The sequence below is a fragment of the Jeotgalicoccus sp. S0W5 genome (assembly GCF_011634875.1).
GTDB classification, from domain to species: domain Bacteria; phylum Bacillota; class Bacilli; order Staphylococcales; family Salinicoccaceae; genus Jeotgalicoccus; species Jeotgalicoccus marinus.
Genome location: NZ_SIRQ01000003.1, coordinates 725,348 through 740,988, shown reverse-complemented (window position 1 = coordinate 740,988; position 15,641 = coordinate 725,348). Strand labels below are relative to the sequence as shown.

The 15,641-nt window shown below is 38.3% G+C and carries 18 protein-coding genes; all 18 read left to right on the top strand.

Annotated elements, in window-relative coordinates; genetic code table 11:
- Nucleotides 1-11: 11 nt before the first annotated feature.
- The gene (gene gp17, locus EYB29_RS06105; RefSeq protein WP_166626849.1) at nucleotides 12-434 is read left to right on the top strand and encodes a tail completion protein gp17; all 423 of its coding nucleotides are present in this window, start codon (nucleotides 12-14) and stop codon (nucleotides 432-434) included.
- Nucleotides 435-974, top strand: a complete 540-nt coding sequence (locus EYB29_RS06100; RefSeq protein WP_166626848.1) for a hypothetical protein — start codon at nucleotides 435-437, stop codon at nucleotides 972-974. It abuts the gene before it with no gap.
- 59 nt (nucleotides 975-1,033) lie between these two features.
- Complete coding sequence (locus tag EYB29_RS06095; protein WP_166626847.1) at nucleotides 1,034-1,531, top strand: tail assembly chaperone; 498 nt, start codon at nucleotides 1,034-1,036, stop codon at nucleotides 1,529-1,531.
- 92 nt (nucleotides 1,532-1,623) lie between these two features.
- Nucleotides 1,624-1,881: a hypothetical protein gene (locus EYB29_RS06090; protein WP_166626846.1), complete on the top strand. Its 258-nt coding sequence runs from the start codon at nucleotides 1,624-1,626 to the stop codon at nucleotides 1,879-1,881.
- A 23-nt stretch (nucleotides 1,882-1,904) separates the two neighbouring features.
- Entirely contained in the window at nucleotides 1,905-5,018 is a 3,114-nt protein-coding gene (locus EYB29_RS06085) for a phage tail family protein (protein WP_166626845.1), read from the top strand.
- A gap of 3 nt (nucleotides 5,019-5,021) precedes the next feature.
- On the top strand, nucleotides 5,022-5,945 hold the full coding sequence (locus tag EYB29_RS06080) for a phage tail family protein (RefSeq protein ID WP_166626844.1): 924 nt from the start codon (nucleotides 5,022-5,024) through the stop codon (nucleotides 5,943-5,945).
- A gap of 16 nt (nucleotides 5,946-5,961) precedes the next feature.
- Nucleotides 5,962-8,220 carry a hypothetical protein gene (locus EYB29_RS06075; RefSeq protein WP_166626843.1) on the top strand — a complete coding sequence of 753 codons (2,259 nt, stop codon included), beginning with the start codon at nucleotides 5,962-5,964 and terminating at the stop codon, nucleotides 8,218-8,220.
- Nucleotides 8,221-8,238: 18 nt separating this feature from the next.
- Nucleotides 8,239-10,125 carry a phage tail protein gene (locus EYB29_RS06070; protein ID WP_483299982.1) on the top strand — a complete coding sequence of 629 codons (1,887 nt, stop codon included), beginning with the start codon at nucleotides 8,239-8,241 and terminating at the stop codon, nucleotides 10,123-10,125.
- A 12-nt stretch (nucleotides 10,126-10,137) separates the two neighbouring features.
- Complete coding sequence (locus EYB29_RS06065) at nucleotides 10,138-10,431, top strand: hypothetical protein (protein ID WP_166626841.1); 294 nt, start codon at nucleotides 10,138-10,140, stop codon at nucleotides 10,429-10,431.
- A gap of 251 nt (nucleotides 10,432-10,682) precedes the next feature.
- Entirely contained in the window at nucleotides 10,683-10,901 is a 219-nt protein-coding gene (locus tag EYB29_RS11475; protein WP_205710594.1) for a hypothetical protein, read from the top strand.
- The gene (locus EYB29_RS06055) at nucleotides 10,877-11,269 is read left to right on the top strand and encodes a hypothetical protein (RefSeq protein ID WP_166626839.1); all 393 of its coding nucleotides are present in this window, start codon (nucleotides 10,877-10,879) and stop codon (nucleotides 11,267-11,269) included. The genes EYB29_RS11475 and EYB29_RS06055 overlap by 25 nt, the downstream gene beginning before the upstream one ends.
- A 65-nt stretch (nucleotides 11,270-11,334) precedes the next feature.
- Entirely contained in the window at nucleotides 11,335-11,583 is a 249-nt protein-coding gene (locus EYB29_RS06050) for a hypothetical protein (protein WP_166626838.1), read from the top strand.
- Nucleotides 11,584-11,639: 56 nt separating this feature from the next.
- Nucleotides 11,640-11,822: a hypothetical protein gene (locus EYB29_RS06045; RefSeq protein ID WP_166626837.1), complete on the top strand. Its 183-nt coding sequence runs from the start codon at nucleotides 11,640-11,642 to the stop codon at nucleotides 11,820-11,822.
- A complete protein-coding gene (locus EYB29_RS06040; protein WP_166626836.1) occupies nucleotides 11,815-13,215 on the top strand; it encodes a glucosaminidase domain-containing protein in 1,401 nt (466 codons plus the stop codon). The genes EYB29_RS06045 and EYB29_RS06040 overlap by 8 nt, the downstream gene beginning before the upstream one ends.
- A 212-nt stretch (nucleotides 13,216-13,427) precedes the next feature.
- Entirely contained in the window at nucleotides 13,428-14,051 is a 624-nt protein-coding gene (locus tag EYB29_RS06035; protein ID WP_166626835.1) for a hypothetical protein, read from the top strand.
- The gene (locus EYB29_RS06030; protein ID WP_156889146.1) at nucleotides 14,048-14,218 is read left to right on the top strand and encodes a hypothetical protein; all 171 of its coding nucleotides are present in this window, start codon (nucleotides 14,048-14,050) and stop codon (nucleotides 14,216-14,218) included. Before EYB29_RS06035 ends, EYB29_RS06030 begins: the two co-directional genes overlap by 4 nt.
- Nucleotides 14,215-14,844 carry a type II toxin-antitoxin system VapC family toxin gene (locus EYB29_RS06025; protein WP_026866637.1) on the top strand — a complete coding sequence of 210 codons (630 nt, stop codon included), beginning with the start codon at nucleotides 14,215-14,217 and terminating at the stop codon, nucleotides 14,842-14,844. The genes EYB29_RS06030 and EYB29_RS06025 overlap by 4 nt, the downstream gene beginning before the upstream one ends.
- A gap of 80 nt (nucleotides 14,845-14,924) precedes the next feature.
- The gene (locus EYB29_RS06020) at nucleotides 14,925-15,299 is read left to right on the top strand and encodes a YolD-like family protein (RefSeq protein WP_166626834.1); all 375 of its coding nucleotides are present in this window, start codon (nucleotides 14,925-14,927) and stop codon (nucleotides 15,297-15,299) included.
- Nucleotides 15,300-15,641: the final 342 nt, after the last annotated feature.

Below are 15,641 nucleotides of genomic sequence, written 5' to 3'. Positions count from 1 at the left end.
GAGGTGATTGTATGAGTAACTGGGTATCTGCTCACGAGCCGTTATATAACGCTTTGTTTAACCACTTATTGCAGTCACCGCTAAAAGCTAAAGTGACTGGTATATACGATGGCATGAAGATGGATTTGATTAAACCTTATGCAATTGTTGGGGAAACAGATGTAATCGAATCTGAATCATCTACAGGCATGCATGAGGACATAGCAGTACAAATGCATATATACGCTGATAGTAAACCTGAGTGTCGTGAGTTATTAAGAATGTTGAAGTATTACGCTAAGCAAAAGCCATTCAGTTTTGATGGCTATGAAATAACAAAAGTAAGACTATCAAACGAACAAGTGATGAATGATATAGACAATAAGACATCACATGGTGTTTTGAGAATTGTTTATACCGTTCGTCACAAACTATTATTTGAAAGGATGAGTTAAATGGCAGTAGATAAATGGACATTACTTGGTATTCCTGCAGATGTACCGACTGCAGAAGCGACTGCAGAAAATTATGTACTAACTGGTACAAGTGAGTTTTCTCATGAAATGGAAAATGAATTAAGAGAATCAATCAAAGGTAATCGTAAAGATTGGAGTGGAGGTGTTGTTGAAGAAACAATCTCAGTAACATTCCCTTATGACCCAACATTCAGAGCTGATAGAGATTTTAAAGAAGCATGTAAATATGGACGACAAATGCGATTCTGGATTATCGATAACACTTTAATTGATACAGGAGAAACTGCTACACATAATTCAACATTTGCATATGTTATTCCTGAATCACGTTCACTTTCTGTAGATGATGAAGAAGATAACATTGAAGTATCGCTTAAAGTTAAGCTGAATTCTGCTGATGGAGAAGAACCAAAACTTCCAGACGAAATCCTAGATCCATCATTAGCAGGTCAAGTTGCTTACGAAACTATTGGTCAAGAGACAGGCGATTTAGAAACGGTAGACTCACAAAACGTTTAATTATAGGGTGGCGTATGCCACTCTTTTTTATTTATCTATTTTGAAGGGATTTGTAAAACATGACTGAATCAATTACTGAAATCAGAATTAATGACAAGATTTTTAAAGCTAAAGGTACTTATTTATTTGGTAAAACGGCTAAGAAGTACGCTACTAATGAAGTAGACGAAGAAACAGGTAAAAAGTTAGAAACCGATGGCGTAACTTCCATATTCATGGGCTTAATGCAACAAGATCCAGATAAACTCATTGAATTTTGGCATAGTGCCACTTCTCATTATTTAAAAGAACAACCGTCTTTTGAAGAAATTGCAACAACAATTGAGGACATTGCAGCTGAGACGGGTGATTTAAAACCATACTTCGTTGGTGCGCTACGCATGTTAAATGAAGATGGTTACTACAAGGGAAAATTGCAGACCCTTTGGTTTATGATGAAGCGTTCATCTCAGACGAAGAAAGGCGAAGACAAAGAGAAAGCGAAGGAGTCTCAGGAACTGTTCGTGGAACTGTACGAGGAAATCACGGGCAATCCGCCGTACGAAATCAAGGCTTAGACTTTGATTATGTAATCGAAAAGACCATACAACTAATCGGTTATATTCCTGTACCTGAATTAGAACTCCTCACTCCACACGAGTGGGAACAGATGATAAAAGGTGCTAGACATAAACGATTAGATGGTTTAGAGGATATGCGTACACAATCAATCATGTTCGCTCAATTAAATAATGGTAAGAATGTTAAACAAATTAGTAAGAAGATTGAAGAAGAACGTGCGTTGATTAATCAATCTAAATCAAGCTATGAGTATGATAAAAAACAAAAACGTAAGCATGCACGTGCCACTAGAATGGTACAACAAAAAGCATTGCAACGTTGGCTAGATAAGAAAAAATCAAAATAGATAAATAAGAAAGGAGTGGGGCGATGGATGATGTATCAAGGTTTGTAGCTGAAATACAAGCTGATATTAGAGACTTTGAACGTAAGTTGAAACGTGCGCAAGCTCAAGCAGCATCATTACAGGATGAAGTTGAAGTAGAAGTTGATGCGGACATTAGTCGCTTCAGACGTGGATTGCTACAGGCAGAAGCCATGTCACGTATTTTTTCACGGAAAAATATTGAAAAGAATGTTGTCCTTAGATTCAAAAATGCTAGACAAAATTTAAGAAACTTCGTCACAGAAGTAGATAGAATGAACGATAACTTCCAAAACGAACTCATGAGACTAGCGAAAATGATTTCTGCAGTTGGAACAGTGCTAGGTAACATGGTACGTGGAACATTGGTTGCATCATTCAGTGCTTTAATACCGATTATTGCAGGTCTAACATCAGCGGTAATGGCGTTAGGTAATGCAATTGGTGTGACTGCAGGTAATTTAGCAGGTTTCCTCGGTGCAGTTGGTATAGCATTTGCTGGTGCTGCTGCATACGGTGGTTTGGTTGCATCTGTACTTGCTAGATACAATGATGAAGCTTTTGAAGCAACTGAAGCATCTAATGCTTTCACTAGAGCGTTAGATAGTATTAAAGCGACTTGGAATGGAATAGTTGATCAGAACATCGACAAGATATTCATGCAAATGGGTCAAGCAATATACACTGCTCAATTCGCATTGGAAGGTCTAACACCATTCATAAACCAAGTGGTCGATTCCATGACGAGAATGACAAATGAGTTGAAAGCATTCGTGCAAGAGTCTCCGACAATGCTTAGGTTTTTTGACAATATGAACTCAAAAGGTACAGCAGTTTTTGAGAACATAATTCGTGGACTAGGACGATTCGGACAAGGTCTAATCGATATGGTCAACGCCGCAATGCCTTTAATTGAATGGGTAGCAGAGGGTTTCAATAACTTAGGCACTCAATTTGCTGAGTGGGCATCAAGAATGGCAGAAACGAATGGTTTTCATGATTTCATAGCGTATGTTCAAGAGAATATGCCTAAGATTGGTAAGATATTTGGTGACTTTTTCCTAGGAGTTATCGATTTATTCGCTGCATTCGGTGAGAACAGCTCGACAGTTTTAGATGGATTACAAAATATGATGGAACGCTTTAGAGAGTGGTCGTCCACAATTAAGGAATCAGACGGATTCCAAAAGTTTATCGACTATATCCAAACTAATGGACCAACTGTAGTAAGTTTGATTGGAAACATCGTGATGATGGTTGTCAACTTCGCAACTGCCATGGCACCGATTGCACAGATTGTATTAAATGTTGTGACTGCAATTACTGGATGGATATCTGAATTATTCAAAGCGAATCCAATTGTTGCACAGATTGTAGGGTTAATTACAACCTTAGCTGGTATATTGATGATATTAGCTCCAGCATTCATATTTGTAAAAGAAACTTTAATTCCTTTTATAGCTACTTTATTCAGATTTTTAAAGATAGGGACTTTAGTTAGAGGGGTAATATCCCTACTAGGTAAAGGACTTTCTATGCTATTAGGTCCAGTAGGATGGGTTATAACTGGAATACTTTTATTAGCTGAAGCCTTTGTTACTCTTTATCAGAATGTCGAAGGATTCCGTAATATTGTAAACACAGTTTGGGAGTTCGTGACCACATTCATTCAAGAAAGAATTGCATTAATCATTGAAACCTTTAATCAATTTAGAGAACAAGGACAGGGAATATTTGAAGCAGCTTGGAATACGATTGTTACGATCATTTCTGAAGGATTGGCTCAAACTTGGACTGCAATCACGACTTGGATTTCAGAAGTTATTACAGCATTTATTGAGTGGGGAACTGGAGTTGTAGAAAGCATAAGAACAGCTTTAATGGCTTTTGGTTTAATTATTCTCACAAAATTACTTGAAGCTAAAACCGCCTTTACAACATGGATTTCTGACATAATTACAGGTATTATCGATTTTGGAATAAATTTAGTGACTACTATTACTAATGCATTAATTCAATTCGCTACTGCAATTTTGACTAACTTAACGACTGCATACAATAATTTCATCACTTGGATAACTAATGTCATAACAAGCATTATACAATTCGGTGTAAATCTAGTGACCACAATCACAACAGCATTAGTTCAGTTTGCAACTGCAATTGCGACAAATCTCGCTACAGCATTTACAAACTTTACAACGTGGATAGCGAACGTGATTTCTAGCATCATTAGCTTTGGTGCAAGCATCATCAGTAGTATCGCTTCAACAATGGCATCATTCGTGTCCAGTATTGCAAGTGGTTTAGCGAGTGCGATTAGCTCGATTGCATCATTCATCGCATCTGGAATCAGTGCAATCATCAGTTTTGGAGCGCAAATTGTCTCCACTATCGTTAGTGCGATGGCTAATTTTGTGAGTTCTATTGCTAGTGGAACAGCTAATGCTCTGAGTACTATCTCAAGTTTTATCGCATCAGGAATCAGTGCTATCGTGTCCTTTGGGGCTCAAATCGTGTCTGCTATCATATCTGCAATGTCAGAATTTGTGTCTGCTATCGTTTCTGGTGGTGCAAATGCGGTGAGTGCAGTAACAACTATGGGTAGCAATATTGTATCCGCAGTCGCTGGTTTTGTCGGTGACATGGTTAGCGCAGGTGCTGATTTAATACGTGGTCTTGTTGACGGAATTAAAAGTATGGCAAGTTCAGCTATAAACGCTGCTAAAGGTGTTGTTGGTGATGCCATAGCAGGTGCTAAAAACTTACTCGGTATCAACTCTCCATCACGTGTATTCCGTTCATTTGGTGAATATACAATGCAAGGTCTACAAATAGGTATTGAACGCATGGGTAGTCGTGCAGTCGGTGCAGTCACAGATGTGGCTAGGGATATGACAAACTCGTTTGCACCGGACTTAACGACTACCGCTGATATAGATAGTCAGATTGGAAACTTCAACCGTGAGCTACGCAGTACAGTGGATGCAGACATCCAATCCGGCATTGAAACACAACGCCCACAAGTCAATGTGACTGTACGAAATGAAGGCGATGTTGAGATGATCCGAAGTTATATTCAGGAAGAAGATGGAATAGATGAAAGTTTAGCATTCTAGGAGGTGCTTATAATTTTTGTAGATGCAGAATTAATTAAAAATGGCACGAGTTATCTTGTGTCGAATAACAAACTGACGGGCACCTCACTAGAGGTGCTTTCTTTTGTAGTTGGTGGAATACAACAGAATCAAACGTTTAACGACGGTATAGACGGTCGTAGCAGACTGTTTGCTGGTAGTGAAGATAAGTTTAGGAAAATCACTTTAAACATTAAGGCTGATGCGTATGACATTCACGACATATCACATTTACGAAACGCAATAAATGAATTGTTCGATGGTGAATTTTATATTCGTGAGAAACGAATAAAATCAGTCGATGTGGAATATGAGTCGCCTGGTCAGAAAACAGGGGAACTTAATTTTGGTGAACCTGAATATGTGAATGGACAACAGCACAAAGTGGTTAAGGTCAATGCAATCGACCACGAAGAACTACTGACGAATGAATTTGTGATTGAATTGGAAACAACAGACTTACCTTATGGCGAGAGTGTATACACCACTAAAGAATTAAATGATACAGGCTTAAGTGCTTTAGCTGAGAAGTACGGACTTGTCGATAACATTGATGACGAAAAAACGCAGTATGTGTTCACCGAAAAAACATTCAGCGTTTGGAACGCAGGCAATGTGACGGTAGAGCCTGAAAGCATGTATATCTACATCACGCTAGGCTTAGTGACCACAGACGGATCGTTGAAGTTCACAAATAAAACAACGGGTGAAACGTTTGCGTTTAACAAATCGGTGACTAATCGGAATATATATCTGGACGGTATGAACATTATGGAAGGTACTGCAATCAATGCGTTAAGGAATACGAACAGGCAACGAATAAGACTTGTACCAGGAGTGAATAACTTTGAAATTACAGGGGCAACGTTTAGTCAGATTACCGTTAGTTTTAAATTTTATTATATGTAAGGGAGGAGGATTTTAAATGGCTTTTATTTTTGGAAGTGTATGGGATAGACGTAATAGAAATGCGCTAAATGAATTATCTAAAAGTGTTGAACGTCAAGGAATATCCATTCAAGATTTAGTTGCTAATGGACAATTGACACCTGCGCAGTATGCGACGTTGATACAAACTGTCAACGGACTATTAAAAAGTGGCGAAGTCGGTTACTACGATTTAAATAATAGTTTAAGAAGTAACGTTGATTCTATTGCTGACAAAATAAAAAAAGGGCAAGTGACCGCTGATGATTTTAACAAAAATGGAAGACTGCTTGATAGTACATTCTTTACATCTGATTTTTTAGCACAATTAAATAATGGCACTATCGAAGCAACTAATCTACTGGATGATAGTGTAGAAAATAGACATCTTGTGAATGGCGCAGTTGATTACGAGAATATATCGGATGACGGAGTAGAGGGTTTAAACTTTGAATCTGCTATACGTGAGTTCTATGGTGTCAATAAAAACTTGATATTGAATCCGACCGGAGAATTGCATCTCACCACATACGCTTCTCAAGTTGAAGATATATACTATCATTCATTACAATCTTCAAGCAGCCCATCGGGGTCACTGACTAATGATAAGAAGATAGTTTTAGCCCCTCAAACAGGTTATTTTTTCTATCGGTTAAAAGTTGTCGGTGAATTGTTAAACAAAAGAGTGGTAAGTTTTATTGTTCAAAATTCAAATCCCGAAGCAACTATTGGCATACGTTTTTTAGACAGTTCATTCACACAAATAGGTGGCGCGATTTATCCGAGTAGAAAAGACTTTGGTATATATGGTATAGAAAATATAACTGTCCCTTCAAACGCTAATGTCATTGAATTTAGAGCAGATAACAGGGGAGGATCTTTAAGCGCCACTATTACAAATCCTATTGTGATGGCATCTCCAAGAATAAATTTAAGAGATGGATATATCAATGAATTGGAACAACACTTAGAAAAAGTTGAAGCTGATTTAGAAAAGTATAAAATCGATGATGCAGACAAGTTACCACCGATTAAGGTTAAAACTCCAAATAATTTCAGTCTTAAAAATACTGAAATAAGCGACCGAATTTATTACGATGGTAAAGATACTTTTATGACGGATTATGACGTTTCAGAAAGTAAACGTAATTTAGGAACGACTTACTATGTAGACTTTGAAAACGGTGTAAACAGCGCAGACGGTCTAACTCCTCAAACTCCTTTTAAAACATATGCTCAAGCTATTACTAGAGCTGATGTTGGTGAAATAAAATTAAAAGGCGGCAATCATTACAGATACAACGCCGCTTTGCCTGCTGTCAATAAAAATATTAATATATCTAGTTATGATGGTGTGGCACGACTAATTGCGACCAATAAACCAAGTTGGGTAAAAACGAGCGGATACAAAAATGTGTATCAAACCGAACAAAAAAACACGCAAAAAGTGGTCGATTTAAGGATCCCTGATGGCGATGGATATTTAACTTACGAACTTGTAAATTCAATATCCGAAGTGAATAATACTACTAATTCATTTTATGTAATAGATAACACGACTTATATTCACGCTAAAGAACAACCCGACAATAATGATGTATTACCATTAATCTCGAATCAAAACATCTTGACGACAAATGATATTACCTACCTGTATTTAGAAAACATCGAAGTAATCGGCGGACAAAGGCCTGTCCGTACAGTAGCTAACGGAATCAGATTTTACGCTAAAAATTGTAAATTCCTTCACGGTTTACAAGTAAACGCAAACGGTCTTGAAATTGTAGGTGGGGTATCATCTGTATGCCAAAATGTTATCGCTGCTAAAAATCCGATGGACGGATTTAACTACCACATGGGTACTGGCGGTAGCAAGCCTTATATGAATGAAATTGGTTGCAAAGGTATAGACAATGGAGAGTTAAAAGGTACAGGCGGAAGCCGATCTGATAATGGCTCAACGCTTCATGATGGGCTCAAAGGTATTAGATTAAATGGTTACTATGGTTATAATGACGGTGGTAACATCGCTGATGTCAATGCAGGAACGGAATCATGGAATCTGAACTGTATCGCATTTGATTCTTACCAGGGCTATGACATTATAGTGAACGGTGGCGCTAAGATATTCCTTGATAACGTATCTACAATAGGTAGTGCCAAGAGTATTATTTCACAAAGTGTCGACGATGAAGTATACATCCGCCGTGGTGAATTTGGGAATAAAGAAATAGCGGGTACTGAAATTAGTTATTAGAAAGCGAGGTGAACCACTATAACATTTTTAACAGACCTACAAGGCAATGAACACGCCATCACCGCAGTTAAAACGATGCACTCGGAAGTCAACGGCGATGAGGATATTAAGCTGAAGATTTACAAACAGCGAAACAGCAATCTCGATTTAAAATCTATATCCGAAATGTGGACAGTCACGCAGGATGACATCGAGTATAAAATCACGTATATCAAGCAAATAACAAACGGGAATGGCTTTCACTTAGATGTGAGGGGTATTCCTCTTTTTTATGATAAATTCCGCACAAGCATTATTCATTACCTGTATAACGGCTCACTGACGGCAGTAGACTACTTCACACGAGTGTTTGATGGCACAGGTTATAATTTTGTTCTCGTCAATCCTTCTTACGCTGAACAGTGGGAGGGCTTCGGCAAGGGTCAGACACGTATGGAGCTGTTTAAAAAAGGGTTAGATCGTTACGGCTACGAATTTTACATTCAAGGAAAAACGATTTACCTAAAGCATCAAATCGGGAATGATACGAACTTTGAATACCGCTACAAACTGAACGCTTCCAACGTATCGAAAGCAGTTGATGCCAGCGCACTCATCACACACATTAAAGGTTTCGGAAACTTTGAAGAAGGCGAAGAAGATTACTTAAAGAACGCTAAGCTCAAAAGCGAGAAAACTTCCCCACTTGCAGATATTGTAGGTATCCGTGAGCCGAAAGTTTTTAAAGACGGACGTATTACGAGCAAGGACACGTTGGATGCACGATTACAGAAAGAAATAGACGAATCGCTGTACATTACCGTTGAAGCGACCTTGCACGATGTTCGTAAAATGGGATATGAAACAGCCGTCCCATTGAAAGGTGACAGAACATTCCTAGTCGATGAGCGGATTGGGTTCGATGCCGAAATACGTGTGCAGTCCGTTACAACAACGAAAGACGAGCGTAACCGTATTACTCAATGTGATGTAGTATTCGGCAGTGCCAACGCAGGCAAACGATTTAAAGCGAATTTATCTACAGTTGCAAAAAATATGGCGGATTTACTTGCAGGTAAAATACAGCTACCGTTTGATGTATTAGAAAGTATGTCGAAAGATTTACTGCTGAAAATACAATCGGTAGACAGTGAGTTAAAGCTCGATAACGGCATATTTGCAATCGACAAAGCAAATCCGAACAACATTCTCGGCTTAAACAGTGCTGGTATTTATATATCCACAGATGGTGGCAAGACTGCTCCAACGGTTATCAGCGCAGACGGTATTGTGGCTAACGCAATTACGAGTGGACAGATACTCACTCACTTAGTCCGAGTTGTCGGGACAAAGGGTTTATTCAGCATTGATGGCGATGTGGCGAAGTGGACAGATGCGAGTGATTTAAATCGATATACGGAGATAACACCGCAAGGCGCACACTTCCGAAACGGGCACGTTAGAATATCCACATCTAGTGGGCGTGACGTTATCAATAACGGTTTCATACTGCGGAATCCCGCTGTATCGTGGACATACCCACACTCTTTCGGTCCCGATGTTAGGCAAGGAGATGGAGAGTTTTCTAAAAACTATATTCTCACTTCAAGCAACCAGTACCAGACCGGTGGCTTCTTCAGTTTCAGTCATGAAGCGCGTTATTTACGCGTGTACGTTACGTTGAACACTCTATCATCAGCACCGGCAGCTCGAGCGAGATTACGTATGCTCAATCAATATTCAAACGAGCAGAGGACGACATTAAATGATGATTTAGAATACGGTAGCAGATTATTGATGGATATAGGCGAACCACTAGATTATGGAGTGCGTAGATATTGTTATGTTGAGTTCAGAAAAGAAGGCGATGGAGACACTGTAGCCGGAATGCGTATAAATACAAGGGAACAAACTGACTTTCCATAAGGAGTGAATCAAATGGGATTAACGATGAATAAAGACCCAAACACAGGTATTGAATTAGAGGGATTATATTACCGATTAGACAAGATAAACTTTAATGATTTTAACTTCCAGGTAGTAATTACAGGGTATGCCAGTCAAAAAGCGCATCAGGAAGGACACTTGCCTATCGCACAACCTAGAGCGGTAACGTGGGACTACTCAAAAGAAGATTTATTGAATGTGAATATATTTGAATACGCTTATACGATGCTTAAAACGCACGAAGATTTCAAGAGTGCAGAAGATGTGCTAGAGCCTGCGGAATAACCGTGGGTTTTTATTATGCAGAAAGGGGTGTGATTGGGATTGAAAAGAAAATGAGCTATGCCGAAACTATCGCTAGTATTATGTTGTTCGCATCTGGGTTGTTCACTATCGAACGTGGCATATTTTGGATAATAGAAAACGGCAGATCTATATCAGATTCTACTTTGTACACCACATTGAATTATGCGATGCCGTTATGGTGTTGGGGAGTCATTTTTACTTTGAGCGGTTTATTAGTCATCGGAGCCAGTTTGAAACTTCCGAAAAGAAATACAACTATTAGTTTTGCATGGTTTCTTTTAATCGGCGGACTCGGTTCATCAGTCGCTTACTTTATCATTACGATTGCAGGGTTCGGGAATGCCGTCAATTGGCTTACACCCGTGCAGTATATTACTTTGAGCGGCATGAATGGTATGTTGGCATTTTTAGGAGGGTTGCGTGTGTGGCAGATGAAAGGTATGTATTAAGGCATGAGTTAGAACAAACAAAAGGTACTCTGCACAAACGCATTAATCAGGTGGATAGCAAGCACGATGATAAGCACAGTGATTTGAAGTTGCTTCTGCATACTTTTATGGAAAGTCAGAAGCCGTTGAATAAGACGTTGGAGAGTATCGATGGCAAGATGGAAACATTAAATACAACAATGGCGGGCTACAAAGATCGGATTGTTGATATTGAATATGTGCAGAAGGATCAGAGCAAGAGACTGAAAGGCATCGAAGAAACACAAAAGAGTAAGAAAGACCAAAACACAAAAATAATTATTGCGCTGATTGGTGCGGTGTCCACATTAGGGGCGGCTGCATTTGGTCTAGCGCAATTCTTTTTTTAGGGGGGGGGTGAACTATTGATGGAACGTGAACAATTCACTGTAAGCGAAGGGAAAATTAAGAAGAAGTGAAGAACGATAAAATCAAAGGACTTATTCATCAAATTCTTGGAGTGCTATTCGCATTCTCCGCATTTGCTGGTGTAGCAGGGTTTGGCTTGGATTGGTTAAACGAAGAATTTATCAATTCATTCGGTCTATTATTGTATGCTGTAGCAGGATTTGGATATACAGCTTACACAATCTATAAAAATCATTTTAGCGGAAAAAAAGCGCAAAAGCAGAATGAAGAACTCAAGAAAAAAGGTTTGAAGTAGACATCTTAACAAACGTTGAGGTGTCTTTTTTATGCGAAAAATAAGGAGGAACGAATATGGCAGACCGTAAAGCAGAAGAAGTTGAAATCGAAGAAGGTATCGGCATTGAAGAAGTTCCCGAAGAAGGTTTTGAAGTCGAAGAAGTAGCGCAAGGCGAGTTTATCGGACTTCCAGAAGATGAAGCAGAAGAGGACGTTATGCCTGAAGAAACTGACGAAGTGGTCAATCACGATGAGTAGCTTTATCGAAGAAGTTAAACGGAACATTCCTTCAAATACGAAAATATTACCGTCTGTAATCGTGGCTCAAGCGATTTTGGAATCGGCACGTGGCAAGTCGGAATTAGCTCGTAAAGCGAATAATCTATTCGGCATTAAAGGTAACTACAACGGTCAATCCTACACCGTTCATACAAAAGAATATCTGAACGGTAGATGGACGACAGTCAACGCTGAATTTAAGAAATATCCGAGTTATCGTGAATCAATCATTGATCATGGTAACTTTTTTACGTCCACACCTTGGAGAACGCAGAACTATAAAAGCGTATTGAACGCTAAAGACTATAAAACGCAAGCGAGAGCGTTGCAGTCGTCGGGGTACGCTACTGACCCTCAGTACGCAAACAAGCTCATTAACTTAATCGAAACAAATAACTTATCGTCACTTGACGGTAATAATGGAGGTAATAGCGTGGGATATACGATAGTAAACATGATGAATCCAAGCATGTATAAATACAATGCGCCATATTCAATGCAACCGCTAGAAGTCTGTATACACAATACAGCGAACACAGCGACTGCTAGAAATGAAGTGGCGTACATGAACCGTACAGCTAATTACACATCATTTCATGTAGCAATTGACGACAAGGAAGCAGTACAAGCAATTCCATTTAACCGTAATGCTTTCGCAGCAGGTGACGGTGCAAATGGACGAGGTAACCGTAGAGCAATACACATCGAAATTTGTTACTCATTGGACGGTGGTAACAATGGTCATCAATCTGCTAGATACCTTAAAGCAGAAGAAAACGCAGCGCTTTATACAGCGTATGTACTTCACCAATATGGTTGGGGCGTTGATAAAGTTAAGAAACACCAAGACTATTCAGGAAAGTATTGCCCACATGTTATCTTAGCGAATGGTAAGTGGAACTGGTTTAAAAACCGTGTCCAAGCGCACCTTAACGCAATTAAAAAAGGCTCATCTAGTGCGTCTAAGAAAACGACTTCTAAGCCGAAAGTGAGTAAGAAGCCACAAGGCGTTAGTGAAAAAGGATGGAGCTTCGCAGGAACATTTGAAGCATCTGAAACGATCGTTGTACGTCGTGGGTACAAGTCTACAGGCGCACCACGTCTACACTTAAACAAACCAGTCGCAAAAGGTAGCTACTTAAAACCAGGCGACTTCATCAACTTTGACCACGTATGGTTCGCTGATGGGTATTGGTGGGTACGCTTTAAGTATCCAGGAAGAAAAGATAGTAACTACTACTTTGTTCCGCTTGGTGTTCGCAATCCTGCAGTATCGTTTGGTAAAGCGAAATTATGGGGTAAAATTACGAAGTTAAGTACGAAGAAGGATTCTAAAGTATTAGATTGGCACAAGAAGAACGCAATAAAATAACAACATCATAAACAAGTGATTTACTACAAACAATATAGTGATTTAACAAACCCCTCGAACAGTTACTGGAATGGCTGTAAGAGGGGTTATTTTTTATGCCATTTTTAAGATTTTCGCAATTTCTTATTCATAGATTGCGATGAAAATCTGTTATTTTTTCTATTTGTAGTCTAATATAGATATTGATAGAAAGAATATGGAGGCGAAAAATTATGAAAACCATTGAGGTGATTTTTCCAGCTAATATCGGGGATATGTCAGGAACTAAGGCGAACACAATTAGAAGTGTCATTGACAATGTTCTTGAACCCTTACAAAGAGATGTGACACACACATCAAAAAAATTAGATTTCAATATAGATGTAAACCCACAAACTTTTAGAATTGGCACAAGTACAGGAATCGAAGAAAGTTTTCTTGATACTCCTGCATCAGAAATTATTGCAAAAGTGACAAGCGAAATATTTAAAGCTCTACTACATGACTACACAGGAAATGTGGAAGTAGTTTACACAGTTACCAATGAGTTGAATTACAATTGGATTGAAAATAGAACTCAGCTCTCAAACGTGGATGGAATCAAATATTCAGGGTATAAACTATCTTATCAGAAAGATGGTTTCCTGGGTGATGTTTTAGTTCAACCTGATTATAACCAAGGTCTTGAAAAAGATATTAAAGAAACATTTTTCCAAGCTATTATGAGAAACTCTAATTTAGCCAATACAAACATAAAAGACTCTCAAGGTATAGAAGATAATATCAGTGAGATTATTCGAAGAATTGAAGGTGTCTATAAAGACGCTAGTAAATTTTTGAGTGATGATGTACTATGAACGCACTGAAAAGAAGAGAAGAAATTTTAACGAAAATAAAACAAAAAAGAGAAAAACAAAAAACTGACACTTTTAGAGAAAAAAATAAAAACAAAAAGTATAGTATAGATTTTAATAAAAATATATATGATGAATTACTATTCCGCAGTAGGGAGGGAGATAAATGAACAATCCCAACCCTAATACTAAAGCTTTCTCTATTAGAACATCTGACGGCATTACCGCAGATCAAATAGATGATTTATCATACGTGGACACCAATTTTTTGCTCGACTTAAACAACAAAAATTCTAAACACCATTCATATTGTACGGATTTTGTTGCGTTAATGGAGGAAAATGATAAATTTATCGCATATTCAAGTTGGGTAGAGAATGAACTGAGTAGAATTTTAAGACTCCAATATGCAAGAACATATTATAAAATTGATAGAATCAGCGATATAGATAAGCTGCCTTTAACAGATAGACAACTCATAAATCAAACTGCATTTTCTGAAGCTGAACAATTAATATCTTCACTTGATCATATGTCTCTTAATGTAGGATCTCCTAGCAGTAGCGCTAATGAAGAAGCAAAGAATATAAGTATCCAATCAGGAATGCAATTTGATGACTCTCTTCACATCTCAGTTGGTCTGGAAAATGGCATCAATAGTTATATCACAAGTGATGGAGGCTTCTTAGATTTTAGAAACGGTAAAAACAATATAAATATTTATGGGGCAAGCCAAACTATAAGTGACCTATATAAAAAAGAGCCTGATAAAAACAGACTAAAATTCGAATTTTAACCACCTCACAGCAGGTGGTTATTTTTTTTATCTTTACACACCAAACATACGTTCTATATAATTAAGCGTGAGGTGATTATATGGACTATCGTGAGCTTCCACAATCTGAGTTGAATAATAACATACCCCAGGGAAGAACAATGGTAAAATGGGCACCATTTGCAACCATGCCTGAGCAGTATGAAAATGTAGGCAAGATGATTGAGTCACAAATGTACATGCCAGAACCTTCATTAACAGAAGACTTATTGCAAGCCTTAGAGTTAAAGTTACGTGACCTATTAGATTGTAATGTCATATTGCGTTACTGGAGTGGTGGATATGAGCACCAGATCGAGTGCAAGGTAGAGCATATAGACAACTGGAGTAGAGTGGTTACAGTTAGTGAAGGGGCTAACTTAATATATGTAGAATTTAAGCATATTTACGAGGTAAGACGGTATGATTATATTTAGCTGATATAGACGAACATTTAATAATTCGTTTGTATGAGCGAATGTGGTATAATATAGATAGCTATAGCATAAGTGTCAGCTGTGTCCCAGAATGGGGTAGGTAATAGGTACTTAAATGAACCTGACTGAGCAATCACATGTTGACACTTTAAATTTCCAACAAAGTATACAAAAATAGCGTTCATGAACAAAAACCACCTGGGAAGAGGTGGCTTGTCAAAAAAAGCGGTAGTATAGGGAACTGAGTTTTGAATTTAAAAGTTTTAAGCTTGGCAATATATTGTCAATGAATGCATGAAAGCCTTGATATACATGACTTGTGAACTCCCTCCATCTCCGTTC

Excerpts from the sequence above, each read along its gene's own strand:
- gp17 (WP_166626849.1), top strand. The coding sequence starts at position 12 with ATGAGTAACTGGGTATCTGCTCACGAGCCGTTATATAACGCTTTGTTT.
- EYB29_RS06100 (WP_166626848.1), top strand. The coding sequence starts at position 435 with ATGGCAGTAGATAAATGGACATTACTTGGTATTCCTGCAGATGTACCG.
- EYB29_RS06095 (WP_166626847.1), top strand. The coding sequence starts at position 1,034 with ATGACTGAATCAATTACTGAAATCAGAATTAATGACAAGATTTTTAAA.
- EYB29_RS06090 (WP_166626846.1), top strand. The coding sequence starts at position 1,624 with ATGATAAAAGGTGCTAGACATAAACGATTAGATGGTTTAGAGGATATG.
- EYB29_RS06085 (WP_166626845.1), top strand. The coding sequence starts at position 1,905 with ATGGATGATGTATCAAGGTTTGTAGCTGAAATACAAGCTGATATTAGA.
- EYB29_RS06075 (WP_166626843.1), top strand. The coding sequence starts at position 5,962 with ATGGCTTTTATTTTTGGAAGTGTATGGGATAGACGTAATAGAAATGCG.
- EYB29_RS06065 (WP_166626841.1), top strand. The coding sequence starts at position 10,138 with ATGGGATTAACGATGAATAAAGACCCAAACACAGGTATTGAATTAGAG.
- EYB29_RS06045 (WP_166626837.1), top strand. The coding sequence starts at position 11,640 with ATGGCAGACCGTAAAGCAGAAGAAGTTGAAATCGAAGAAGGTATCGGC.
- EYB29_RS06040 (WP_166626836.1), top strand. The coding sequence starts at position 11,815 with ATGAGTAGCTTTATCGAAGAAGTTAAACGGAACATTCCTTCAAATACG.
- EYB29_RS06035 (WP_166626835.1), top strand. The coding sequence starts at position 13,428 with ATGAAAACCATTGAGGTGATTTTTCCAGCTAATATCGGGGATATGTCA.
- EYB29_RS06030 (WP_156889146.1), top strand. The coding sequence starts at position 14,048 with ATGAACGCACTGAAAAGAAGAGAAGAAATTTTAACGAAAATAAAACAA.
- EYB29_RS06025 (WP_026866637.1), top strand. The coding sequence starts at position 14,215 with ATGAACAATCCCAACCCTAATACTAAAGCTTTCTCTATTAGAACATCT.
- EYB29_RS06020 (WP_166626834.1), top strand. The coding sequence starts at position 14,925 with ATGGACTATCGTGAGCTTCCACAATCTGAGTTGAATAATAACATACCC.